At 69.0% G+C, this 22348-nt stretch carries 19 protein-coding genes; 11 read left to right on the forward strand and 8 right to left on the reverse strand.

Annotation, left to right across the window (positions count from 1 at the left end):
* The first annotated feature begins 37 nt into the window (after positions 1–37).
* Positions 38–1099 (forward strand): glucose-1-phosphate thymidylyltransferase, encoded by a 1062-nt coding sequence (locus tag ACWEOZ_RS10440; protein ID WP_451910443.1) that lies wholly within the window; start codon positions 38–40, stop codon positions 1097–1099.
* 43 nt (positions 1100–1142) lie between these two features.
* Here ACWEOZ_RS10440 and ACWEOZ_RS10445 read toward each other — a convergent pair whose 3' ends face one another.
* The 3 genes from ACWEOZ_RS10445 to ACWEOZ_RS10455 form a co-directional block, all read right to left on the reverse strand.
* The gene (locus ACWEOZ_RS10445) at positions 1143–2366 is read right to left on the reverse strand and encodes an acyltransferase family protein (RefSeq protein ID WP_451910444.1); all 1224 of its coding nucleotides are present in this window, start codon (positions 2364–2366) and stop codon (positions 1143–1145) included.
* Between the two features lie 131 nt (positions 2367–2497).
* Entirely contained in the window at positions 2498–3850 is a 1353-nt protein-coding gene (locus tag ACWEOZ_RS10450; protein WP_451910445.1) for an FAD-dependent oxidoreductase, read from the reverse strand.
* A gap of 169 nt (positions 3851–4019) precedes the next feature.
* Positions 4020–4310, reverse strand: coding sequence for an ArsR/SmtB family transcription factor (locus ACWEOZ_RS10455; RefSeq protein ID WP_451910446.1), 291 nt, complete (start codon positions 4308–4310; stop codon positions 4020–4022).
* Between the two features lie 181 nt (positions 4311–4491).
* Here ACWEOZ_RS10455 and ACWEOZ_RS10460 point away from each other — a divergent pair, with 181 nt between their 5' ends.
* The 9 genes from ACWEOZ_RS10460 (at position 4492) to ACWEOZ_RS10500 (ending at position 16088) form a co-directional block, all read left to right on the forward strand.
* Positions 4492–5679: an epoxide hydrolase family protein gene (locus tag ACWEOZ_RS10460; RefSeq protein WP_451910447.1), complete on the forward strand. Its 1188-nt coding sequence runs from the start codon at positions 4492–4494 to the stop codon at positions 5677–5679.
* Between the two features lie 197 nt (positions 5680–5876).
* On the forward strand, positions 5877–7529 hold the full coding sequence (locus tag ACWEOZ_RS10465) for an MFS transporter (RefSeq protein ID WP_451910448.1): 1653 nt from the start codon (positions 5877–5879) through the stop codon (positions 7527–7529).
* 169 nt (positions 7530–7698) lie between these two features.
* Positions 7699–8082, forward strand: a complete 384-nt coding sequence (locus ACWEOZ_RS10470; RefSeq protein ID WP_451910449.1) for a DUF1801 domain-containing protein — start codon at positions 7699–7701, stop codon at positions 8080–8082.
* Positions 8079–8858, forward strand: coding sequence for a YaaA family protein (locus ACWEOZ_RS10475; RefSeq protein ID WP_451910450.1), 780 nt, complete (start codon positions 8079–8081; stop codon positions 8856–8858). The genes ACWEOZ_RS10470 and ACWEOZ_RS10475 overlap by 4 nt, the downstream gene beginning before the upstream one ends.
* 111 nt (positions 8859–8969) lie before the next feature.
* Complete coding sequence (locus ACWEOZ_RS10480; RefSeq protein WP_451910451.1) at positions 8970–10364, forward strand: FAD-dependent oxidoreductase; 1395 nt, start codon at positions 8970–8972, stop codon at positions 10362–10364.
* Positions 10365–10490: 126 nt separating this feature from the next.
* Complete coding sequence (locus ACWEOZ_RS10485; protein ID WP_451910452.1) at positions 10491–11909, forward strand: acyl-CoA carboxylase subunit beta; 1419 nt, start codon at positions 10491–10493, stop codon at positions 11907–11909.
* 170 nt (positions 11910–12079) lie between these two features.
* Positions 12080–12886 carry an ABC transporter ATP-binding protein gene (locus tag ACWEOZ_RS10490; protein WP_451910453.1) on the forward strand — a complete coding sequence of 269 codons (807 nt, stop codon included), beginning with the start codon at positions 12080–12082 and terminating at the stop codon, positions 12884–12886.
* Positions 12886–15435, forward strand: coding sequence for an ABC transporter permease (locus ACWEOZ_RS10495; protein ID WP_451910454.1), 2550 nt, complete (start codon positions 12886–12888; stop codon positions 15433–15435). Before ACWEOZ_RS10490 ends, ACWEOZ_RS10495 begins: the two co-directional genes overlap by 1 nt.
* A 284-nt stretch (positions 15436–15719) precedes the next feature.
* Positions 15720–16088 (forward strand): YciI family protein, encoded by a 369-nt coding sequence (locus ACWEOZ_RS10500; RefSeq protein WP_451910455.1) that lies wholly within the window; start codon positions 15720–15722, stop codon positions 16086–16088.
* A 106-nt stretch (positions 16089–16194) separates the two neighbouring features.
* On the opposite strand, the gene ACWEOZ_RS10505 is transcribed toward ACWEOZ_RS10500, so the two are convergent.
* The 4 genes from ACWEOZ_RS10505 to ACWEOZ_RS10520 all read right to left on the reverse strand — a co-directional run bounded on the left by ACWEOZ_RS10505 (position 16195) and on the right by ACWEOZ_RS10520 (position 19246).
* Positions 16195–16944 (reverse strand): maleylpyruvate isomerase N-terminal domain-containing protein, encoded by a 750-nt coding sequence (locus ACWEOZ_RS10505; RefSeq protein ID WP_451910456.1) that lies wholly within the window; start codon positions 16942–16944, stop codon positions 16195–16197.
* Positions 16945–17115: 171 nt separating this feature from the next.
* Entirely contained in the window at positions 17116–17739 is a 624-nt protein-coding gene (locus ACWEOZ_RS10510) for a hypothetical protein (RefSeq protein ID WP_451910457.1), read from the reverse strand.
* The gene (locus tag ACWEOZ_RS10515) at positions 17736–18293 is read right to left on the reverse strand and encodes a SigE family RNA polymerase sigma factor (protein ID WP_451910458.1); all 558 of its coding nucleotides are present in this window, start codon (positions 18291–18293) and stop codon (positions 17736–17738) included. The genes ACWEOZ_RS10510 and ACWEOZ_RS10515 overlap by 4 nt, the downstream gene beginning before the upstream one ends.
* A 98-nt stretch (positions 18294–18391) precedes the next feature.
* Complete coding sequence (locus ACWEOZ_RS10520) at positions 18392–19246, reverse strand: hypothetical protein (RefSeq protein ID WP_451910459.1); 855 nt, start codon at positions 19244–19246, stop codon at positions 18392–18394.
* Positions 19247–19549: 303 nt separating this feature from the next.
* Here ACWEOZ_RS10520 and ACWEOZ_RS10525 point away from each other — a divergent pair, with 303 nt between their 5' ends.
* Positions 19550–20584, forward strand: coding sequence for a DUF427 domain-containing protein (locus tag ACWEOZ_RS10525; RefSeq protein WP_451910460.1), 1035 nt, complete (start codon positions 19550–19552; stop codon positions 20582–20584).
* A 128-nt stretch (positions 20585–20712) separates the two neighbouring features.
* Here ACWEOZ_RS10525 and ACWEOZ_RS10530 read toward each other — a convergent pair whose 3' ends face one another.
* Positions 20713–22323 carry a phospholipase D-like domain-containing protein gene (locus ACWEOZ_RS10530; RefSeq protein ID WP_451910461.1) on the reverse strand — a complete coding sequence of 537 codons (1611 nt, stop codon included), beginning with the start codon at positions 22321–22323 and terminating at the stop codon, positions 20713–20715.
* Between the last annotated feature and the right edge of the window lie 25 nt (positions 22324–22348).

Genomic DNA, 22348 nt, shown 5'->3' on the forward strand with positions numbered 1-22348 from the left:
GCCGCCGCCGCTTCCTATTTTCCGAGAGGACGTCGTCGTGAAGGCACTCGTATTGGCGGGCGGATCCGGCACCCGGCTGCGGCCCTTCAGCCACTCCCTGCCCAAACAGCTGATCCCGGTGGCGAACCGGGCGGTGCTGTCCTACGTGCTCGGCAACGTACGCGCGGCCGGCGTGACCGAGGTCGGCATCATCGTCAGCAACGGCGCCGAGGCCATCCGCCAGGCGTTCGGCGACGGGGCGGACCACGGGATGCGTCTCACCTACCTGACCCAGTCCCAGCCCCTCGGACTGGCTCACGCCGTGCGGGTGGCCCGGCCCTTCCTCGGTGTCGACGACTTTGTGGTCCACCTCGGTGACAACATGCTGGCTGACGGCATCGCCGAGACGGTGGCCCGGTTCCGCCGGGATCGGCCCGCTGCCCACCTGGTCGTGCAGAAGGTCGCCGATCCCCGCGCGTTCGGTGTGGTGGAGCTCGACGCCCGGGCCCGGGTACGGCGCCTGGTGGAGAAGCCGTCTGAACCGCGCAGCGATCTCGCGCTCGTCGGGGTCTATGTCTTCACCGCGGCCGTGCACGCCGCCGTGGACGCCATCACGCCCAGCGCCCGCGGCGAGCTCGAACTCACCGACGCGGTGCAGTGGCTGGTCGACCGGGGCGCGGACGTCCGCGCCGACGAGTACGCCGGCTTCTGGAAGGATGTCGGCACCGTCGCCGACGTCCTGGAGTGCAACCGATACATGCTGGGTGGGCAATGGGGTCGCATCGACGGCCGCGTCGACACCCACAGCACGATCGGTCCGGGCGTGGTGGTGGAGGCCGGGGCGAGCGTCGTGCGCTCCCGCATTCAGGGACCGGCCATCGTCGGCGCCGGCGCTCTGGTCGAGGACAGCTTGCTCGGTCCGCACACCGCCGTCGGCGCCGGCTGCCGGGTGCGGGGCAGCGAGGTCGCCGACTCCGTGCTGCTCGAAGGCGCGAGCGTCACCGCGGTGCTGCGGCTCGTCGGGTCGATCCTGGGTCGGGGCGCGGTCGTTACCGGTGGTGGATCGGCCGGCCATCGGCTGGTCCTCGGCGACCACGGCGCGGTCACCCTCGATCCCTGACACGACGATGGGGCGCCCGCCGGGCGCCCCATCGTCTGCGTGCTCAGCTCTGCAGTACCGCCTGCTGCCGTTCCCGCTGGACCCGGGCCTCGGCGCGGTCCTTACGGGAACGCGACCAACGGCGCATCGCCGGGCGCTCGACAGTGACGAACAGCAGTTGCGCGACCAGGACGCACAACACGTAGAGGGCCGCGACGACCAGCACCACGGTGCCGGTACCGAACTGCTTCTGGGTGTACATGCCGACCACACCGTTCTCACCGTTGAGTGCGGCGTGGGCCATGAACAGCACGGTGATGTGGGTGACGAAGAACGCGTACATGCGGTCGCCGAGCCACACCATGAACCTGCTGTTGACCAGGGTGCGGTGCCCGAGCATGTCGGAGTACGCCATGGCCGGGATCAGGATGGCGATCGGGACCAGCGGGATCACCGTGTAGCCGTGGAAGATGGGCACGTCCAGGGTGGCCAGGTAGACGCCGGCGGTCAGCAGCGCCGCGGGCAGTGCCGTGATGCCGATCCAGCGGCCGGTGAGCAGGATGCGCGCCATCAGGATGCCGAGCACGAACTCGATCGCCCGGGTGAGCGGGAAGTAGAAGCCGAACCAGTGCTGCGGCCAGGAGATGTCGGGCGCGGTCAGCGAGGGCGGCCCGCCGGGCAGGAAGTTGTGCGCCACCAGCGGTACCAGCGCCGCCAGCGCGACCATGGCCACGGCCCAGGCCCAGAGCCGGCTCGGCCGGATCTTTTTGATCAGGAAGTACAGCAGCGGGAAGATGGCGTAGGCCAGCACGTCGATGTTCGCCGACCACATCGGGCCGTTGAGGTTGCCGAACAGCACGTCCTGCGATGGGGACCAGGCGGTCACGAGGAAGAACCCGGCGATCGCGGCGAGGGTGTTGATCGGTACCTCGGTGGGTAGCCACAGCGCCAGGATGATGAGGTAGACCACGACGTGGTTGGGGATGAGCTTGAAGAACCGGCGCCGCCAGAACTTGCCCGCCGTGTCGCCGGTCGCAGCTGTCCAGGTCACCACGAAACCGGTGAGGACGAAGAAGAAGCCCACCCCGAAGACACCGCTGTTAGCGGCGTAGTGGATGTAGCTCATCATCGCCATCGGGTCGGCGAACAGGCCCAGCGCGATGATGTGAGTGCTGAAGACGCCGAAGCCGGCGAGGACGCGCATCCCGGTCAGGGACGGCAGTCGCTCTCCCGGGCCGCCGGCCGGCGCGCTGCGCCCGCCGGTGGCTGTGGTTGGTACAGCGGTCATGGTTGTCTGCCTCCTGGGGCGGTTGCCGCGGATAGGTGGATCACGGCCGGATGCGGCCACGGAAAGCCGTTCCGGGCGGCACGAGGCCGCCCGGAACGGCGATGGTCCGGGATGTGGTGGTGCTGTCGGGCTCAGCGCTGAACGGACGCGGGCTGCCGCGCCGCGCTGGAATTGCGCATGACGCGCAACACCATGCTCGGGCGCATCAGCGCCTCGACCGGGTCGACCAGGCCGGCCGAGCGCATGAACGCCTCGGTCACGCCGGAGTCGCGGGTCGCGGCGATCTGCACCCGGTGCATGTACGCCTGCATGATCTTCCAGACCCGGGTGCGCTTGCCCTCGACGCCGGGGAAGCTCAGGTTGATGCCTTCGGTCAGGCCCCAGGCCGGGTCGATGATCTTCCCCACCGTGCGGGTGAACTCCAGCGCGTCGGGAACCCGCCCCGCCCGCAGCTCGTCTCGCAGCGCCAGCGCCTGCAGCGCGGCCAGGCTCTGCGCCTGCGCGAAGACCGGGTTCGGCGTGCAGACCGCGTCGCCGAGCACGAGCAGCCGCTGCGGCATCCTGGTCATCTTGTCGTAGCGGCGGCGTAGCGTCGTCGGGAACCGGAACAGCACGGGATCATCGATCGGCTCCGCCTCGATGATGGCCTCGTAGATCTCGGGGGCGGCCAGCGTCTTGACGAACGCGTTGAAACCCTCCGGGTCCGTCGGCGGGTGGTCACCGAGCAACCCGTACGTGGTCAGCTCCACCAGCCCGCTGTCGGTCTTGGTGAAGATGGCGCCGCGCGGCAGCTCCGGGTTGGCCACGCAGATGATGGAATGGTCCTTGCCGAAGGGGTCGGTACGCAGCTTGTAGTGCCGCGTGACGTATCCCAGGCCGATCTTGGAACCCTCCTCCGCGACCCGGCCGAATCCCTTGTTCTCCAGCCACACCGGCGTACGCGAACCTCGACCGGTGGCGTCCACGACCAGGTCCGCCTCGAGAACCTCCTCGATGCCACCGTCCCGGCGCTGAACTTTCGCCCCCACGACCCGCGTGCCGGCGGCGTCGAACGCCAGCCCGGTGAGGTCGTAGCGCTGGTAGAAAGTGACGTTGCCCAGCGCCTGCACCCGTTCGCGGACATGATGCTCGAGGATCGGCCGACGACAGCCCACGTTGGTCAGCCCGGCGCGGACCTGCTTGAGCGGCATGCCGTTGAAGTACCAGCGCACCGTTCCCGACAGGTCCGTCTGCGGGCATCCTGCGGTGATCATCTGGGAGGTGATCTCCGGGAAGAGCTCCTCCATGGCCCGGGCGCCGCGGGCCAGCAGACCGTTGATGTGGCGTGCTTGCGGTGCCCCGCGACGTGGCTCCCGCACACCGACGATCTCGTCGCGGTCGACGATGATGACCTCACGGTAGGCCTCCGACAAGGCGCTGGCGGCGAACAGCCCCGTGATGCTGCCTCCCAGCACCACGACGCGGTCTCCGACTGGTTTACCCATGACGATTGACTCCCTTTGCGGTGACGGACGATCCCAGCAGCGGCGCGTGCAGCGGCCGATCCGGCAGGTGCTGCGGTGGTCCGGCCTGGCTGCCCCGGCGATCGGGCACGAGTGGATCGTGTCAGTGCTACGACCGGCCGGGCATCTTCTGAACTGCCCACACCTGAGGTCAGCCCTCGCGGGCTCGGCCGGCGGCGGACAGTGCCAGCAGCCACCGCGCGGTGTCGTCGAGGGTGCCGTTCTCCAGCCGACACGGGCGACACCGGGCGTTGCGGGAACGGCTGATCAAGCCCGCCTGCTCCAGGACCCGCAGGTGCCGCCACAACGCCTGGGTGCTGATGGCGAACGACGCCGTGAGATCCGTCAGAGTCGTGTCCCCGGCGACCAGCCGCAGCATGATTTCCCGGCGCGTCGGATCCGCCAGGGCGGCGAAGATGCGGTCGAGTGCGTCCTTGGCCACGCTGCGATGCCTCCTGGTCTGCCGATCTCGTACCAGATTGGGCTGCCGCTGTGCCCCGGGCACCTCCGGCTGTGCGCTGCGCAGGCGGGCGCAGGCAGCGCATTCGTGGAGATGCGCGGCTTGCGGGCTGGGTGCCACCGTCGTGGGCGACGTCCACCAGAAACGACAGACGGAGAACCGCATGCAGCCGTTCCGCGTCACCATTCGGCAGACCGAGCTCGACGACCTGCGCCGCCGCCTGGCGCAGACCCGGTACGCCCCCGATGTACCCGGCGTCGGCTGGACGCGCGGGGTGCCGGCGGACTACCTGCGGCAGCTGGTGCAGCACTGGCTGACCAGCTACGACTGGCGGACCGCGGAGGCCCAACTCAATCGCTACCCGCAGTTCACGACGACCATCGACGGGGCCAACGTGCACTTCATGCACGTCCGCTCGCCCGAACCCGGCGCCCTTCCACTGGTGCTGACCCACGGCTGGCCCGGCTCGGTCGCCGAGTTCCTCGACGTCATCGGTCCGCTGACCGACCCCGTCGCGTACGGCGGCCGGGCCGAGGACGCGTTCCACCTGGTGATCCCCTCCATTCCCGGATTCGGCTTCTCCGGGCCGCTGAGCGAGCCGGGCTGGGGCATCGACCGCGTCGCCGCTGCCTGGGTCGAACTGATGGCGCGGCTGGGATACGACAGCTACGGCGCTCAGGGTGGCGACTTCGGGTCGCCGATCTCGCTGGCCGTGGGGCGCCTCGATCCGAAACGGGTCGTCGGCGTGCACTGCAACATGCTCACCGTCTTTCCCTCCGGCGACGAGTCGGAGCTCGCCGGGCTCAGTGAGGCGGATCTGTCCCGGCTGGGCGGACTGGCCCGCTTCGACGCCGACGGTTCCGGCTACCGCAAACTGCTCTCGACCCGACCGCAGACCGTCGCGTACGCCCTCAACGACTCGCCGGCCGGCCAGCTCGCCTGGATCGTGGAACGGTTCAAGGAGTGGACCGGCGGGGCCGTGCCCGACGAGGTGATCGATCGTGACCAGCTGATCACCAACGTGATGATCTACTGGCTGACCAACACGGCGGGCTCCTCGGCGCAGCTGTACTACGAGATCACCGAGAGCCAGCGCCGACTGACGGCCGACGCCAACGGCGACATGCTCGACGGCTACCGGGAGCAGCCGCTGACGGTGCCTTTGGGTGTGGCGGTGTTCCCCCATGACTGCTTCAACCCGGTGCGGGCCTTCGCCGACCGTGACTTCGACACGATCACGCACTGGACCGAGTTCGAGCGCGGCGGACACTTCCCCGCCATGGAGGTCCCCGACCTGCTGGTCAAGGACATCCGCACCTTCTTCGCCCAGGTGCGTCCGGCCGCAGGCTGATCCTGCGGGGTCCGCCGGAGATTTTCGCCGTGGACCGATGACTTCCGCCCGCGGTCGTCGTCTCAACAGTTGCCGGGCGGATCAGTGGGTCCGCCCGGCGCGCGTGACCGGCACACCCTCGCGCGCGCAACGACACAACGACGTACTCCCGGTGCCGTGCCGGATCGTCGCGGCCTCACGACGAGAGGACATAGAACGTGACCACAGAACCCTCGATGCCCATGGCGGGACGGCGGGAGTGGATAGCCCTCGCCGTGCTCTGCCTACCCACTCTGCTGACCACCGTCGACATCAGTGTCCTTGTCCTGGCTCTGCCGCGGCTCAGCGCCGACCTCGGCATAGGAGCGTCCCAGCAGCTCTGGGTCACCGACATCTACGGCTTCATGCTCGCCGGCTTCATCGTGCTGATGGGTACGCTCGGCGACCGCATCGGGCACCGTCGGGTGCTGGTCGCCGGGGCCGGGGCATTCATCGTCGCCTCCCTGGTCGCCGCCTACGCGAGCTCGACCGGGGTCCTGCTCGGCGCGCGCGGCGTGATGGGCATCGCGGCGGCGACCGTGATGCCATCGGTGCTCGCCCTCATCGGCCGGATGTTCCCCAATCCCGCCCAGATGGGTGCGGCGATGGGCATCTGGGGCACCTCCATCATGCTGGGTGTCATCCTCGGTCCGGTGATCGGCGGGCTGCTGCTCGGCGCTTTCTGGTGGGGCTCGATCTTCCTGATGGGCGTTCCCATCATGGCGTTGGTCGTGGTGATCGGGCCACGCCTGCTGCCCGACACCGCGAATCCCGAGGCCGGTGGCCTCGATGTGCTCAGCGCCGTCATGTCGCTGGCAGCGCTGCTGCCGTTCGTGTACGGGCTCAAGGAGGTCGCCCGCGCGGGCTGGGCAGCCCAGCCGGTGGCCGCCATGGTCGTCGGCGTCGCCTTCGCGGTGATGTTCGTACGCCGTCAGCGCCACCTCACCAACCCGATGCTGGACCTGCGCCTGTTCGCGATCCCCGTCATCGGCACCACCGTGGTGCTCGGTCTGGTGTTCGGCTTCATCATGGGCGGCACCGGGCTCATCACGACGCTCTATCTGCAGCTGGTGGAGGGCATGACGCCGGTCAAGGTGGCCGTGTGGATGTTGATCCCCTCGGCGGCGATGATCGTCGGCGGCAACCTCGGCCCCGCCCTGGCCCGCAAGATCAAACCAGGATACGTGCTGGCCGGCGGTATGGTCATCGCCTCCGTGGGCGCCGTGGTGATGACCCAGGTCAGCTTGGCCGGTGGCCTCAGCACGCTCATCATCGGCCTGGTCATCCTCTACCTGGGTTCCAGCCCGAACGCCACGCTGGCCAACGCCGTCATGATGTCGAACGCCCCGCCGGAGAAGGCGGGCGCCGTGGGGTCGCTCTCGTCGACCGGTGGTGAGCTCGGCGTCGCCTTGGGTGTCGCGCTGCTGGGCAGCGTCGCCAGCGCGGTGTACGGCTCGGCGGTTCAGGTGCCGGCGGGTCTGCCGCCGGAGCAGGCCGTGCCCGCGGGGGAGAGCATCGCCGCGGCCGCCGCTATCGCACCCTCATTGCCCGGGCCGCTGGGCACCGAGCTGCTCAACTCCGCCCGCGACGCGTTCACCCAGGCGCTGCACGGAGTCAACGTGATCACCGCGCTGTTGCTGCTCGGCCTCGCTGTGCTGCTCGCGCTGGGACTGCGGTCGGTCGGCCCCATGGCCGGCCCGCCTGGCATGGGCCACGGCGCCCCGCCGGAATCCACTGGGGATCCGGCCGCCGCCGACCCGGCAGCGGGCGACAGCGCCGGCATCCGCCCGGACACCGAGGTCCGCGCCGAGGATCTTCGCGACCGGGTCTAGTGCCACCGGACCAGCCCTCCGGCCGCTCAGCGTGGCGCGGCCGGAGGGCTCTGTCCGGCTGAGCACTTCCGGACACCATGTCCGGGCGACATGATCCCACCGCACTCGACTGAGGACGGAGCGTCGGTATACTGAGCCCTACTTTTGCGGCCGACGTGAGGAATGACTGATGGGCAAGGTTGATAACACCGTCAACAAAACCCAGGAAGTCGACGACTTCATGGCGAAGCTCGAGCACCCGTTCGCCGAGGGCATCGAGCTGTTGAGGACGCACATCAAGGAGACCAACGGCGAGATCACCGAGCAGATCAAATGGAAGGCGCCGTCGTTCTCGTACCACGGTCAATACCTCACCACATTCAACCTGTGGTCACGCAAGGACGTCTTCCTGGTGTTCCACAACCCGCACATCATCTCCATCGCCAGTGAACACCTCACCGGCGACTACCCCGATCGCCGGCTGTTCTTCTTCACTGATCTGGCCGACGCCGAAGCCAAAAAGGCGGACGTTCGCCGGATCATCGAAGAATTGATCAAGATGATCGACAAGTGATCATCCTGCTGCACTCCTCCAAAGCGATGCGGTTCGCCGCCGACGCCGGGCATCGGCTGACGACCCCGGCGCTGCTCGACCGCGCCCGCGTGCTCGCGGCCCAAGTGCAGGCCATGGCGGTCGGTCCGCTGGCCGAGATGATGAGCGTGACCGCGGGCGTGGCCGAGAAAACAGCTGCTCAGATGGCCGAATGGAATGCCGACGGCCCGCAGCGGCCGGCCCTGGACTGCTTCATCGGTGACATCTACAGCGGCCTGCAGGCCAACGAGTTCACCCCGGCCCAGCGCGCCTACGCGGAGGAGAAGCTCTTCATCCTGTCCGGCATGTATGGCCTGCTACGCCCCAGCGACGGCATCCGCCCGTACCGACTGGAGATGGGTTACCGGCTGCCCGACCCGCGATTCGCCAACCTTTACAAATTCTGGGGCGACGCCATTGCCGAGCTGTTGCCCGGCGACGTCCCGATCGTCAATCTGGCCGCGCAGGAATACAGCCGGACCGTGACGCCGTTCGTGGCCAAGAGCAGAGTCGTGACACCGAAGTTCCTCACCGTGGACCCGGCGACCGGAAAGACCAAGTTCGTCGTCGTGCATGCCAAGATAGCCCGTGGGGCGTTCGCCAGGTGGCTGATCACCGAGGGTATCGACAGCACCGATCGGCTGGGCGACTTCACCGAGGTGGGTTACGAGCTGGACCCGTCCGTCAGCACTGCGGCGCAACCCGTGTTCGTCGCCAAGGAATTCGGTGGAAAAGGGTTGAGCATCCGGCTGAAGTGAACGTCTGAGCGCATTCCCGGAGGTGCGCGGCACCGGTGATCCGACGACGCTGGCTGAGTATTCGCCGCGGTCGTCGACGCCGGCGCCGTCGTTTCAGGAAGGAACGCTCACGTGAGCCACATCGGACAGCGTGCGGTCGTACTGGGCGCGAGCATGGCAGGTGTGCTGGCTGCCCGGGTGCTCGCCGAGGCCTACGAACAGGTGACGGTCGTCGATCGCGACGAGGTCCTCGGTATCGACGTCCCGCGCAAGGGGACACCCCACACCGTGCACGCCCACGGCCTGCACGCGCGTGGTCAGCTCATCCTCGAGGAGCTCTTCCCCGGTTTCACCGACGAGCTGCGCGCCGCCGGGGTCCCGACCGGCGACCTCGGTGAGATGCGCTGGTTCTTCAATGGTCGCCGCATCCAGCCCGCGCACACCGGCCTCGTCTCGGTGACCGCGCCCCGCCCGGTACTGGAGAACCACGTCCGCGGGCGCGTCGCCCAGCTGGGCAATGTGACGTTCCTTCAGCAGTGCGATGTCCTCGGCCTCGAGGCAACCGATGACCACGAGCAGATCGTCGGGGTACGGGTACAGCGCCGCGCCGCTGGTGCCGTACCCGAGACACTCGACGCCGACCTGGTCATCGACGCCACCGGCCGAGGCTCCCGCACGCCGGCCTGGCTCGAGGAACTGGGCTACCAGCGTCCGGAGGAGGAGCGGGTCAAGGTCGGCCTGGCCTACACCACTCGGCACTACCGGCTGCGCCCGGAGATGTTCGACGGCGTGCAGTCCATCAACCCGGTGGCGTCGCCCGCCCACCCCCGCGGCGCGTTCTTCGGCCAAGTCGGCCCGGACACCTGCATCCTGTCGCTGACCGGGGTGCTCGGCGACCACCCGCCCACCGATCCGGCGGCGTTCCTGGAGTTCGTCCGGTCACTGCCGGTGCCCGACGTGTACGAGGCCGTCCGCGAAGCAGAACCGCTGGACGATCCGATCTGCTTCAAGTTCCCGGCCAGCGTCCGCCGCCGCTACGAACGGCTGCTGCGGTTCCCGGCCCGGCTGATCGTGACCGGCGACGCGTTCTGCAGCTTCAACCCGGTCTACGGCCAGGGCATGAGTGTGGCGGCGATCGAGGCGATGACCCTGCGCGAGCATCTGCGCCTGGGGGTGACGCCGGACCCGCTGCGGGTGCTGGCCGACATGTCCCGTGCCGTGGACCCCCCGTGGGACATCTCCGCCGGTGGTGACCTCGACTTCCCCGGCGTGCAGGGCGAACGGAGCCTGAAGGTCCAGATCGGCAACGCCTACATGGCCCGCCTGCAGTACGCGGCCACCAAAGACGCGAAGGTCACCGAGGGCTTCATGCGGGTGGCCGGGCTCATCGACCCGCCGCAGGCCCTGATGCGTCCGGCCATGATGTGGCGGGTACTGCGCCACGCCCTGCGCCGCCCCGGTCCGGGACCGTCGTGGCTGGCCGACGGCGACCGGTCCGAGCCCGTGGTGGCGAGCCCCACGGTCTGATCCGGCGCCGGCCACGTCCCACCGCACCTCTCGCCAGGCCCCCACATCGTGCACTCATCCGGACGCCTCCGGCCGGCCCCGCCCGTCGGACCGTGGGCAGGCCGAGCCAGTCCAGGAAAGGACGCCATGTCCCTCACCCAGCAACCCCGGCTGCAACCGGCACCCGTGGATACCCGCGCACCTCTGTCCCGGCTCCGCCGGCTGCTCGATCGCGACTCCGTGCTGACGTTGCACAGTCCCGACGACAGCGGAGCCGTGGCGGTGACCGGCACCGTGGCCGGCCGCCCGGTCGTCGCGTACGCCACCGACCCCACCGTCAAGGGCGGTGCGCTGGGTTCCGCCGGGTGCCGGCACATCGTTCGTGCCATCGCCGAGGCGGTCGCGCGGCGGGTCCCGGTGGTGGGGCTGTGGCAGTCCGGCGGCGCCCGCCTCGCCGACGGGGTGGCGTCGCTGGACGGTGTCGGCCGGATCTTCGCCGCGATGACGGCAGCCTCGGGGCAGATTCCGCAGCTGTCCGTGGTGCTCGGTCCGGCGGCCGGGGCAGCGGCGTACGGACCGGCACTCACCGACATCATCGTCACCACCGCCGAAGCCCGGATGTTCGTCACCGGCCCGGAGGTGATCCGCCAGGTCACCGGCGAGGACATCGAGATGGAAGCGCTGGGCGGTCCCCAGGTGCACGATCGCAAGTCAGGCGTCGCCCATGTGCACGCTGACACGGAGGCCGAGGCGTACGTGCGTACCCGAGCCCTCGTCAGCCTGCTCGGCAGAACGGGGGAATTCGACCTGGACGCTGTGCCGCGCCACGGCGACCTGCGCGAGGTTCTGCCGGCCAACAGCCGCAGCGCGTACAACGTGAAAGAACTGCTCGGCGCGGTGCTGGATCCGACCGGATTCGAGGAACTACAGCCGCGATGGGCACCGAACGTCGTCATCGGCTTCGGCCGGCTTGCCGGGCACACCGTCGGCGTGGTGGCAAACAATCCGCTGCGCAAGGGCGGCTGCCTCGACGCGCTGGGCGCCGAGAAGGCCGCCCGCTTCGTGCGCCTGTGCGACGCGCTCGGCGTGCCGTTGCTGGTACTCGTCGACGTGCCCGGCTACCTGCCCGGCGTGGAACAGGAGTGGACCGGTGTGATCCGCCGGGGCGCGAAGCTGCTGCACGCCTTCGCCGAGGCGCGAGTGCCCAGAGTCAGCCTGATCACCCGCAAGGCGTACGGCGGCGCGTTCATCGCGATGAACTCCCGTGCGCTGGGCGCCACGGCGGTGCTGGCCTGGCCGGACGCCGAAGTGGCGGTGATGGGCGCCGACGCAGCCGTGGGCGTCTTGCACCGGCGCCGGCTCAGCGCCGCCCCGGCCGACGAGCGCGAGGCGCTGCGGGCCGAACTGGTCGAGCAGCACCGGACCACCACGGGCGGCGTGCAGCGCGCCGTTGCGCTCGACGTGGTGGACGAAGTCATCGATCCGGCGCTGACCCGCCAGTGTCTGGCGCGGGCTCTGGCCACGGCGCCGGCGCATCGGGGAAGCCATACCAACATCCCCCTGTGACCGCAGGCCAGGCCCGGGCTCGCCACCTCGCCCAGAGGTGGAAAACCCCTTTCGACATTGGTGTCGAGATCACCGATGACTTTCCCCGCGGGCCGTCGTCCTAACAGGTAGACGGCTGAGGCCGGCCGGAGTTCGCGGCCGGCGGGATTCCATATCGATGAGGTGGACCGGTGACGGTGATCGAAAAGAACGACGTGACAGCGGCGGCGCGGGCTGGTGACGTCTGGAAGGTGTACGGCAGCGGCGCGGCGGAGGTCACCGCCCTGCGCGGCGTGACCGCCGAATTCGGGCGGGGGCAGTTCACCGCCATCATGGGCCCGTCCGGCAGCGGGAAGTCGACGCTCATGCACTGCCTGGCCGGCCTCGACGTCGCCACCAAAGGCACGGTGCACATCGGCGACACCGAACTCAGCGGTCAGGGCGACAAGGCGCTGACCCGGCTGCGCCGTGACAAGATCGGATTCATCTTCCAGCAGTTCAATCTGTTGCCGACACTGAGCGCGGCAGAGAACATCCGCCTACCCCTCGACATCGCCGGCACCAAACCGGACCCGCAATGGTGGGACACGGTGATCGACACGGTGGGCCTGCGCGACCGGCTCTCACACCGTCCGAGCCAACTCTCCGGCGGCCAGCAACAGCGGGTCGCGTGCGCCCGCGCACTCATCACCCGCCCGGAGGTCATCTTCGCCGACGAGCCGACCGGCAACCTGGACTCCCGCTCCGGCGCCGAACTGCTCAAATTCCTCCAGCTCAGCGTCCGCGAGCACGGCCAGACCATCGTCATGGTCACCCACGACGCGATCGCGGCGAGCTACGCCGACCGGGTGGTCTTCCTCGCCGACGGCCAGATCGTCTCCGAGCTGGACAACCCGAGCGCCGAGGCGGTGCTGGACACCATGAAGCGCCTCGACGTACTGGTCGCCGCACCGCGGACGAGCGACGAGAACGCGACGGCACCCGCGGCGGCCCGCTGATGCTGCGCTCCACACTCAAAAGCCTGCTGGCCCGCAAACTGCGGCTGATCCTGTCCGGCATCGCGGTGATCCTCGGCGTGATGTCCGTGTCGGGCTCCTTCGTGCTCACCGACACCCTCAGCCGCTCCTTCGACGCCCTGTTCTCCGACGTCTACTCCACCACCGACGTCGGTGTGCTCGCCAAACCGAAGGTCTCCGTCGCCACGGTCGACGGCGTGGAGGTCCCCGGCACCATCCCCGCCGCAACCCTCGACAAGGTACGCACGGTCCCCGGCGTGGCCACCGCGACCGGCCGCATCGCCGCAGACGGCGCTCGGGTCATCGGCGCCGACGGCAAGGTCCTCGCCAGTGTCGGCACACCGCGGCTGGGCATCAACTGGATCGGCGAGGACGACCTGGTCAAGCTCACCGCCGGACGCGGACCCAACGCCGACGGAGAAGTCGCCGTCAACGCCGCAGTGGCCAAGGCCGCCAAGCTCAACGTCGGCGACCAGGTCGGCGTGCTGACCCTGTCCCCGAAGCAGCAGTTCACCGTGGTCGGCGTCTTCGGCTACAGCGGCGATCGAGACAGCCTCGGCGGCGTGCAGGAGGTGGCGTTCACCGAGCCGGTCGCGCAGAAGCTGATGCTCGGCCAGTCCGGCCTCTACAGCGAGATCCGGATCGCGGCCGCCGACGGCACCACCCCGGCGCAGCTGCGCGACAGCGTGGCCTCCGCGGTAGGAGCCGACTACTCCGTCCTGACCGGCGACCAGCTCAGCGAGGAAGCCGCCGGTGACCTCCAGACCGGGTTGGCGTTCTTCAACAGCATCCTGCTCGGCTTCGCCGCCGTGGCGCTGTTCGTCGGCATCTTCCTGATCCTCAACACCTTCTCCATCATCGTGGCACAGCGCACCCGGGAGCTGGCCCTGATGCGCGCCCTGGGCGCGAACCGGCGCCAGCTCATCGGCTCGGTCCTGCTCGAGGCTCTGGTCATCGGCTTCATCGCCGCCGTGGTCGGCCTCATCCTCGGCGTCGGTGTCGGAGCGGCACTGGCGTCTGCCTTCAGCGCGTTCAGCGGTGGCCTGGAACTCGCCGGCGTCGGAGTGCCGCCCAGCGCCGTGATCAGCGCTCTGGTCGTCGGTGTCCTGGTGACGATGATCGCGGCCGTGCTCCCGGCACTACGTGCCTCGCGCATCCCCCCGGTGGCCGCCATGCAGGACGTGGCCAACCCGGACCGGCCGCTCACCAAGATCACCATTGCCGGCGGGGTGGTCACCGCACTGGGTGTGATTCTGCTCGGCGTGGGTCTGGTGGCAGCCACCGGCGACAGCGTTCTGCCGACGATCATGGGCGGCGTGCTGGTCACCTTCATCGGAATCGCCATGCTGACCCCACTGATCAGCAAGCCGGTGGTCTCCGTGCTCGGCCGCATCTTCGCCTGGTCGCTGCCGGGACGCCTCGGCCGACTCAACGCCGGCCGCAACCCGCGCCGCACCGCCATCACCGCCGCCGCGCTCATGGTCGGCATCGCGTTGGTCACCGGCATCACCGTGACGATCGAGTCGACCAAGAGCAGCCTGGCCGGCAAGGCCGAGGACACCGTACGGGCCCAGCTGGTGATCAGCGGCGAACAGAACCCGTCCTGGCCGCCGTCCTTCGACGCCTCCGTGCTCGATCGCGCCGCCACGCTGCCCGGCGTACGCGGCGCAGCCGGTCTCTCATACGACCTGGCCGAGGTCAACGGCGAACGCCGCCCGGTCAACGCAGCAACCGATCTGGCCAAACTTGCCGACGTGTACGGGGCCGTGCCGGCTGCCGGCACGCTGACGACTCTCGGCGCTGACCAGGCCGTGATGAGCGCGCAGGAGGCGGCAGACCGCGGGCTCAGCGTGGGGCAAACGGTCAGCGTGCAGCTTTCTCGGGGCCCGGTGCACCAGTACACGCTGGTGGGCACGTATGAGGAGGACACGCTGCCGGCCGCCTATGTGCTGCCGGCCGCCGCAAGCGCCGATTTCGGCAACCCCCAGCCGATCTACGGCTTCATCCGCCTGAGTGACGGCGTGCCGGTGGCCCAGGTCCTGCCGCAGGTGCAGGCACTGCTCGCCAACAGCCCGGAGGTCTCGGCCGCCGACCGCAGCGTGTTCATCGACCAGCAGACCAGCGGCTTCGATCAGATCATCATGATGATCCAGCTGCTGCTGGCACTGGCCATCCTGATCGCGGTGCTCGGGGTGGTGAACACGCTGGCGTTGTCGATGCTCGAACGCACCCGCGAGCTCGGACTGCTGCGGGCCGTGGGCCTGAGCCGGGCGCAGACGATGCGGATGGTGACGGTCGAGGCAGTAATCATCAGTGTCTTCGGCGCGCTGCTCGGCGTGGTGGTCGGGGCGTTGCTCGGCACAGCGGTGGTCCAGGCGCTCGACGGCGAAGGCATCACCGAGCTGGTCCTGCCCTGGGGCCAAATGATCACCTACCTACTGGTCGCCGGGCTCGTCGGCGTTGTCGCCGCCATCCTGCCGGCCATCCGAACCGCGCGCCTGAACGTCCTGGGAGCCATCACCCACGACTGACCGGCGCGCAGGGACTGTGGCCGGGACCCCCGCCCGGCCGCAGTCCCGCCGGCGCTTCCGCCGGCGGCGCCCACGACGACGAAGGCGAGGACCATGCTCGACACCGCGAATTGCAGTGCCGCGATTCGCGGTCCCTTCGTCAGGTCCTGCAATAGCGATCTCGTCCCGGGCCGCCGGGCGTCGGCGGCTCAAGCTGCGCGTCAGAGCCGCGCAAGGCTGAAGGTGGGCGCCGCGATCCCCGGCCCGGCCGGTAAACCCGATACCACCCGCGAGGAAGGCGCAATATGAAATTCATGCTGTTGATCTACCGTTCAACCGGGGCCGAGGATGCCATGTCGTGGCCCGAGCAGGATCGACGATCGAAAGATCGCGCAGCTCTGGTGGAGGAGCTTTTCGACTCGGGCGAATACGTCGACGGCAGCATGCTGGCGGCCCTGGACCGCTCCCGCACGGTGCAGATGGAAAACGCTTGGACAGCGACGGACGGACCGTACCTCAAGGCCGAGGCATACCTGGCTGGTTACGACGTCGTCGACTGTGAAGACCTCCACCGAGCCGAAACCATCGCGGCACGTCTGTCCGAGGCAACATCGTGCGTCGTGGAGATCCGACCGATCCTGCATTCCGGCACGGACCCCGGATGGCTGGCTTGACAGCAACCTCGCTCCGACCCGGTGTCACGGCGACGGTCGGCCGGCGGACTGCGCCACACGAGACCCGCGGCGCTGCCGCGGCGCAGCGATACACATACCCACAACTCTAGTTGTGCGGCAGATGCATGACCCGGATGAACGGCACGAGCAGCCACGGACGCGGACCGCTGACGGCAATGTCTCGCCGAACCAGCGCCCGAGCAATGCTGGCCCTGCCGAACAACATCAGATTGAGTCCAGCCGGCCGGAACGTGATGCGCGCATCGGCGGGCTCACCACGCTCGCCGATGCGTACCCGGCGGCCCTCCAAGACGAGCAATGTCGGCGCGGTGAGCGCGGAGCGGAATTCAACACCGATCGGCCGCCTCGACGTGCGGGAACCAGTCTCCAACAGGATTCCGTGATCGTGGCGAATCATCCCCACAAGGAACTGCTCGAAGAACAAGGCCGCATCGGCGTCGGGTATCGGCCAGGCACGCCCCAGAGCCTGCGCCATGTCCCAGCCGTGGACCAGGAACTCGTTGACCAGATGAGCGAGCACACCCACCGCCGGCACGCGCGCGTCGCCCAACCACGGGATCAGCACTCCGGGATCGCATGCGCCGCTCGCCCTCAGCAGACGTTCCAGCGCGCTGTCGAGGTCCCCGGCCATCCGCTCCAGCGTGCGATCCGGCAGATTGGCCAGCACGATGGCGTTGGCCCGATTGACGGTGTCCACCGTGGTCGCCGAGAGAACGCGTTGCAGGTCCGGCACGGGCAGCTTCTCGGCGCCCGGATCGAAGAACGTCAGGTAGAGAGAGACAAGGGACAAGACGTGCGCGGCCGAATCCGCAACGGTCCAATCCCGCGTCGCCATCGCGCCCGGATTCTCTGCCGAGGCCCGGGTGAGCGCAATGAAACGCGTACCACTACGCCGTAACGCATCCTGGACCTGTTCCCAACGATTATCAACCACACCGCACTGTTGCATGATGCAACGTCCGTACGCATCTCCGTCATTGCTGAATCGAAATATGAAGCCGCAGGGTTATTTCTCCCACACGGCGGAGCCGTTGGACGGCGCCCATCCCACGGCCTCGGGCTTACCGGTCTGAGTGAAGATGAGAGTGATCGAATGCTTGCCGGCGTCCAGCGCGAGCTTCTTGGTCTGGCTGGGTGAGTTCTCGTTGCCGGCGGCGTCATAGAGCACGAACAGTGCGGTGTCGACAGTGAGCCGGCGGGCCGCTTCGATGGTGATGACCGCCTGACCAGAGGTCTTCGTGGAGCTGAACGACAGCCTGGTCATCGTGGCGACCGGTGTGCCGTTCTTGGTGACGGTGACCGTCTCGCCGGACTTGGTGTATGTCAGGTGTGCGTCGTTGGCGAGGTCGACGGCCGGTAGGGCCGGCGCTGATGTGGCGCGGGTTGCCGGTGGGACGACGCCGGGGGTGTTCGGCTCAGCACGCAGCTGGGGCAGGGCGATGCCGGTGGCGAGTGCTGCGACGGCGACGATGCCTGCCGTGGCCTGCGCGAGGGTGCGCCGGTGCCGGCGGCGGCGGCCGCCGCGTACGACGTCGTCGAGGCCGAAGGCCGGAGGGTGCGGTGGTTCGTGCTGGTTGTGCAATTGCTTGAGCCGGTCGGACAGGCTGGTGCCGGTGGGCTGTTGGCTCATCGGTTGCCTCCAGGGGCCGGAGCGAGAGCGCCGGGTCGGGTGTTGCCGCGCTGCTCGGGCGGGTCGTCGAGGAATTCGTGGCCGAGAACGCGCCGCAGTTTGGCGACGGCGTCGGCGCATTGCCTTTTCACGGTTCCCTCCGCGATGCGCATGACTTCCGCTACCTCGGCGACCGAGCGGTCTTCTACGTACCGGAGAATCACGATGGCGCGTTGTTTGACGCTCAAGGTGGTCAACGCGCGGCTGAGATCGAGCTGATGGGCCGAGCCGGTGTCGGTGTATGCGGTCTCGGGCAAGGCAGCGGTGCTGTATTCCCTGCGCCACGGTCGGCGGCTCTCGCTGATGGCAAGTCGGACCAGTACCGTACGCAGGTAGGCGCCGGGGTCGCGGACCGAGTGGGTACGTGGCCAGACCACGTACATGCGCTCGAGGGCGCCCTGCACCAGGTCGTCGGCGTGGTGGGCGTCGCGGGTCAGTGATCGGGCGAACCGCCGAAGGGGTCCCATTTCCGCTGCGGCGACGGCGCGGAAGGACTCCTCGAGTTCGGCATGCATGCCGGCCTGCCTTTCTTCCCGAGCTGGCGGTGCGTTGAGTGTTGTCGATGCCGGCAAGAGGCCGGGAACCTGAGCGGTCCCCGGCCCGGGTCGGTGGTTCAGCGGGCCCACACGGCTGAGCCGTCCGCCGGGGCCCATCCGACGGCTTCCGGCCGTGCGGTGTCGCGATAGGTGAGCTTGAGGGTGTGCCGGCCGGTGGCGAGCTTGACCGCCCGCGACGCTTCGGGGGAGTTCTCGTTGCCGTGGACGTCGTAGACGATGAACATGCCGGTGTCGACCAGCACCGGCTGACGGGCGTCCAGCGTGAACGTGAGGCGCGCGCCCGACGCGGTGTACTTGGCCGAAGCCAGGGTGATGGTGGCGACCACGGTGCCCTTCTTCGACGCCGTTACCGTCGCACCTCGCTTGGCGTACGCCAGCTGCTCGGCCGCCAGGTCCAGGGGTTTGTCGGTGGCTCGAACCCAGACGGCTGAGCCGTCCGCCGGGGCCCATCCGACAGCCTCCGGCCGTGCGGTGTCGCGATAGGTGAGCTTGAGGGTGTGCCGACCGGTGGCGAGCTTGACCGCCCGCGACGCTTCGGGGGAGTTCTCGTTGCCGCGGGCGTCGTAGACGATGAACATGCCGGTGTCGATCAGGATCGGCCGGCGGGCGTCCACCGTGAACATGAGGTGCCCACCTGTGTCGGTGTACCTGGCCGCCGTCAGCGTGATGGTGGCGACCGCGGTGCCGTTCTTCGACGCCGTGACCGTCGCCCCGCGCTGGACGTACGCCAGCCGCGCCGTCGCGAGGTCCAGCGAGCTTTGCTGGTGCGTGACGGCGGCCGTCGCGGCTGCCGAGGTGAAAGCGGTGGGCTCAGCCACAGTCGCTGAGGCTCCCACGGCGGTGGTCACGATGCCGGTGACCAGTCCGGCGGCAGCGAGAGCGACGGCGGAGGTGGTGATGAGCTTGTTCATGACGGTTCCCCTCGAGCGTGGTGGGTGTTCGCCCGGAAGACGCACGCTTGCGCTCCATCGGTTGTGTGTGATCGCCGTCACATCACCTGGCGTTCTCCGCGGGTGGTCCGAGTGGGAAGCGCCGCTGCCACCAGACGGCCACCGGCGTCGTGGGTCTGCCAGACGAGTCGATCACTGTGGCCTCGGCGCTGCACCATTCCGGCTACCGGCATGTGGTGAGTGCTCTCTTGTCGATCTACGGCACACCGACGGCGCCGTGATCACCGGCCGTGATGGCGACGGGTTCTCCGCCGGTTTGGATCTGTGATTCGACAACGGGGGCTCGTCATCGACGAGCACGCCGACGAATGGGTTCTCGCCACCGACACCGAACCGGCTGCATCACTGCCTCTTTCGCCAGGCAACCCTCGTACACGACCTGAACAGCTGAGCCGGCTCGTCGTCTTATCCGCATCAACGCGGGAAGTCGAGAATCTGATCGAAATGGGCCCCAGCCCGGGTTCGGCGGCAAGACTGGCCGGCATGAGTCTGAACGTCGGTGACGAGATGATGAGGCTGCTCGGCGTGCTGCGGCACGAACCGACGGGCAAGTGGGTCCGCGCCCGGCTCGGCGGCCGGCTCGTCGCCGACAGTCGGGCCGCGCTGCTGCTGTGGGAACCGCGCCGCATCGTGCCTACCTACGCCGTCCCGGACACGGATGTCCGCGCCGAACTCGCACCCGTCGAGTCCGTTCCGGAGAGCGGCGCACCGGTGTTGCACCCCGGCATTCCCTTCGCCGTGCACTCCACGCCCGGACAGACGTACGACGTCCGCGTCGGGGACGACGTACGCGAGCGCGCCGCGTTCCGCCCTGACGACCCCGATCTCGCGGGTCATGTCGTGTTCGATTTCGACGCGTTCGACTGGACTGAGGAGGACGAGCCCGTGTTCTCGCACCCGCGCGACCCGTTCTCCCGCGTCGACGCGCGGCGCAGCAGCCGGCACGTGCGCATCGAGCGGGACGGCGTGCTGCTCGCCGAGTCGCATACCCCGACAGTCGTGTTCGAGACGAAGGTGTACCCACGGTTCTACCTGCCGCGCGAGGACGTCAAAGCCGAGGTTCTGCCCAGCGACATGGTGACGGCCTGCCCGTACAAGGGCCGCGCCATGTACCTGTCGTTCGCGGTGGGAGAGAACCTCGCCTGGACCTACCCGGACCCGCTGCCGGACGCGTCTCCGCTCGCCGGTCTGGTCGCATTCTTCGACGAGGTTGTCGACGTGACCGTCGACGGCGTGCGCCGCGAGCGGCCCGATTCGCCGGTGGCCAAGGTCATGAAGGACGAATTCGGCGTCTCCTGATGAGGAGCGCCGCTCAGCACAAGCAGTGCCGCGACCTCCGCCAGTGCGAACACGGTCCGGATGCAGTCCAGCCGGCTTCGAGTCCCGTGCGGCCGGCGGTACAGGAGCCAGGCATCGGCCGTCGTTGCTCAGCGCTGAGCTTCCCGGCGTAGCACCGCTGCGGAGTAGCGGGCCGCGATGAGGACCCGCTCGGCCGGAGCGAAACCGCTGGGCGAACCGGCCCGGCGCCAGGTGTGCGGGGGGTGATCCTCCGGCAGCCACTGCGTGCGCCAGATGCCCAGGGCCGTGTCCAGGTTCGCCAGCATCGGGGTCAGCTCATCGCTCAGTGCGGTGCGCAGGTGCTCGGCCCACAGCTTGACGCGAAGGTCGCGCACCTCGGGCCCGGTGGTGACGAAGGTGGCCGTGATCTCACTGTCGGTACCCACCATCGAGCGGCTGAAGAAGTTCGCCGAGCCGATGCTGGCGAACACGTCGTCGACGAGCATCAGCTTGGTGTGCACAGTCAGGTTGTCGACGCGGTACATCACCACGTTGCGTCGCGCGGCGACCGGCAGCGGTGCGAGCACCCGGCGGCGAAGGTCGCGCGTGACGACCGGGCGTACCGTGCTGTCACCGCCGTCGGCCGGGTCGCGGCGACCGGACCCGACGAGGATGATTTTGACGCCGCGGCGGGCGGCAGCTCGCAACTCGCCGTACAGCTGGAACCGCGGATCGCCGCCAGGCGCCTCGTGGAAGTACTGGTCCTCGAGGTAGATGTAGCGTTCGGCCGCGTCGATCGCCGCGACCAGGGCGCGGAAGACCTCCTGGATCCCGGCCCGGGTGATGCTGGCCGGCCGGACCCGGCGCAGTCCGCGGTGCCGGTACAGCGTCCACGGCCGGTACGAACGCAGCACCTGCACCGCGGTCCCGGCGGCGGGCCGGTCCGGTTGCACGGGCACGGGTGGTATGTCCCGCGGCGCGTCGGGCGGGTTGATCAGCGTTCGGCCGCCGCTGGGCAGGCGCAGGTACTGCGCCGGCAGGTTGCGGGCGATGCGCCGCGGCGGGAGGTCGGCGGCGTTCTCCCACCGGGAGCGAAACGTCTCCCGGACACGGGCGGCCGCCGGCCCTCGCAGCCTGGCGGCCGCGTCGTGCCAACCCCAGCGGTGCGGTCCGAGCCGCAGATGATGGTGCGGGTTGTGGTCGTAACGGGTCGGGGAGAGGTCGAGTCCGCCGACGTACGCGGTCAGCTCGCCGTTGTGGCAGAACACGACCAGTTTCTGGTGGTTGGAGCCCAGGAACGGTCCGGACCAGTCGAGCAGTACCCGGTCCCGCAACGGCGGTGCCGCGACGTCACGAGTGGATGGCAGCCACGCCCGCATCTCGCGGGCGGCGAGCGTGTTGGCCCGGAACGGCCCGATCGGCAGCCACGGGATGCCTTGGGAGAACTCCGCGGCGCTGAGCACGACGCGGACGTCGGTGCCGTCGACGGCCTTCTCGGCGAGGACGTCGGTGAACGCGCGGTAGCCGGGTTCGTCCTTCGTGCGTCCGGACAGGTCCAGGTGCGGGTCGGCCTGATAACTGGCGATGTAGACGGCATCGCCCGCACCCAGAGCGGCGGCGTGCTCGGCGAGGTCGGTGAAGTAGCTGACCCCGTCGATGATCGGCTCGTACGTTGAGTTCTCGGTGAACGTCGGGCAAGCCTCCGTTGCGGGCGGCATGTACCGCCCGATCAGATCGGTCAGCGACGGATCGAGCGGCATGCCGTGATTAGATCAGCTGACGTTC

The sequence above is a fragment of the Actinoplanes sp. NPDC004185 genome (assembly GCF_053603475.1).

Excerpts from the sequence above, each read along its gene's own strand:
- ACWEOZ_RS10520 (WP_451910459.1), bottom strand. The coding sequence starts at position 19,246 with ATGAACAAGCTCATCACCACCTCCGCCGTCGCTCTCGCTGCCGCCGGA.
- ACWEOZ_RS10460 (WP_451910447.1), top strand. The coding sequence starts at position 4,492 with ATGCAGCCGTTCCGCGTCACCATTCGGCAGACCGAGCTCGACGACCTG.
- ACWEOZ_RS10500 (WP_451910455.1), top strand. The coding sequence starts at position 15,720 with ATGAAATTCATGCTGTTGATCTACCGTTCAACCGGGGCCGAGGATGCC.
- ACWEOZ_RS10530 (WP_451910461.1), bottom strand. The coding sequence starts at position 22,323 with ATGCCGCTCGATCCGTCGCTGACCGATCTGATCGGGCGGTACATGCCG.
- ACWEOZ_RS10510 (WP_451910457.1), bottom strand. The coding sequence starts at position 17,739 with ATGAGCCAACAGCCCACCGGCACCAGCCTGTCCGACCGGCTCAAGCAA.
- ACWEOZ_RS10495 (WP_451910454.1), top strand. The coding sequence starts at position 12,886 with ATGCTGCGCTCCACACTCAAAAGCCTGCTGGCCCGCAAACTGCGGCTG.
- ACWEOZ_RS10470 (WP_451910449.1), top strand. The coding sequence starts at position 7,699 with ATGGGCAAGGTTGATAACACCGTCAACAAAACCCAGGAAGTCGACGAC.
- ACWEOZ_RS10445 (WP_451910444.1), bottom strand. The coding sequence starts at position 2,366 with ATGACCGCTGTACCAACCACAGCCACCGGCGGGCGCAGCGCGCCGGCC.
- ACWEOZ_RS10515 (WP_451910458.1), bottom strand. The coding sequence starts at position 18,293 with ATGCATGCCGAACTCGAGGAGTCCTTCCGCGCCGTCGCCGCAGCGGAA.
- ACWEOZ_RS10450 (WP_451910445.1), bottom strand. The coding sequence starts at position 3,850 with ATGGGTAAACCAGTCGGAGACCGCGTCGTGGTGCTGGGAGGCAGCATC.
- ACWEOZ_RS10505 (WP_451910456.1), bottom strand. The coding sequence starts at position 16,944 with ATGGCGACGCGGGATTGGACCGTTGCGGATTCGGCCGCGCACGTCTTG.
- ACWEOZ_RS10485 (WP_451910452.1), top strand. The coding sequence starts at position 10,491 with ATGTCCCTCACCCAGCAACCCCGGCTGCAACCGGCACCCGTGGATACC.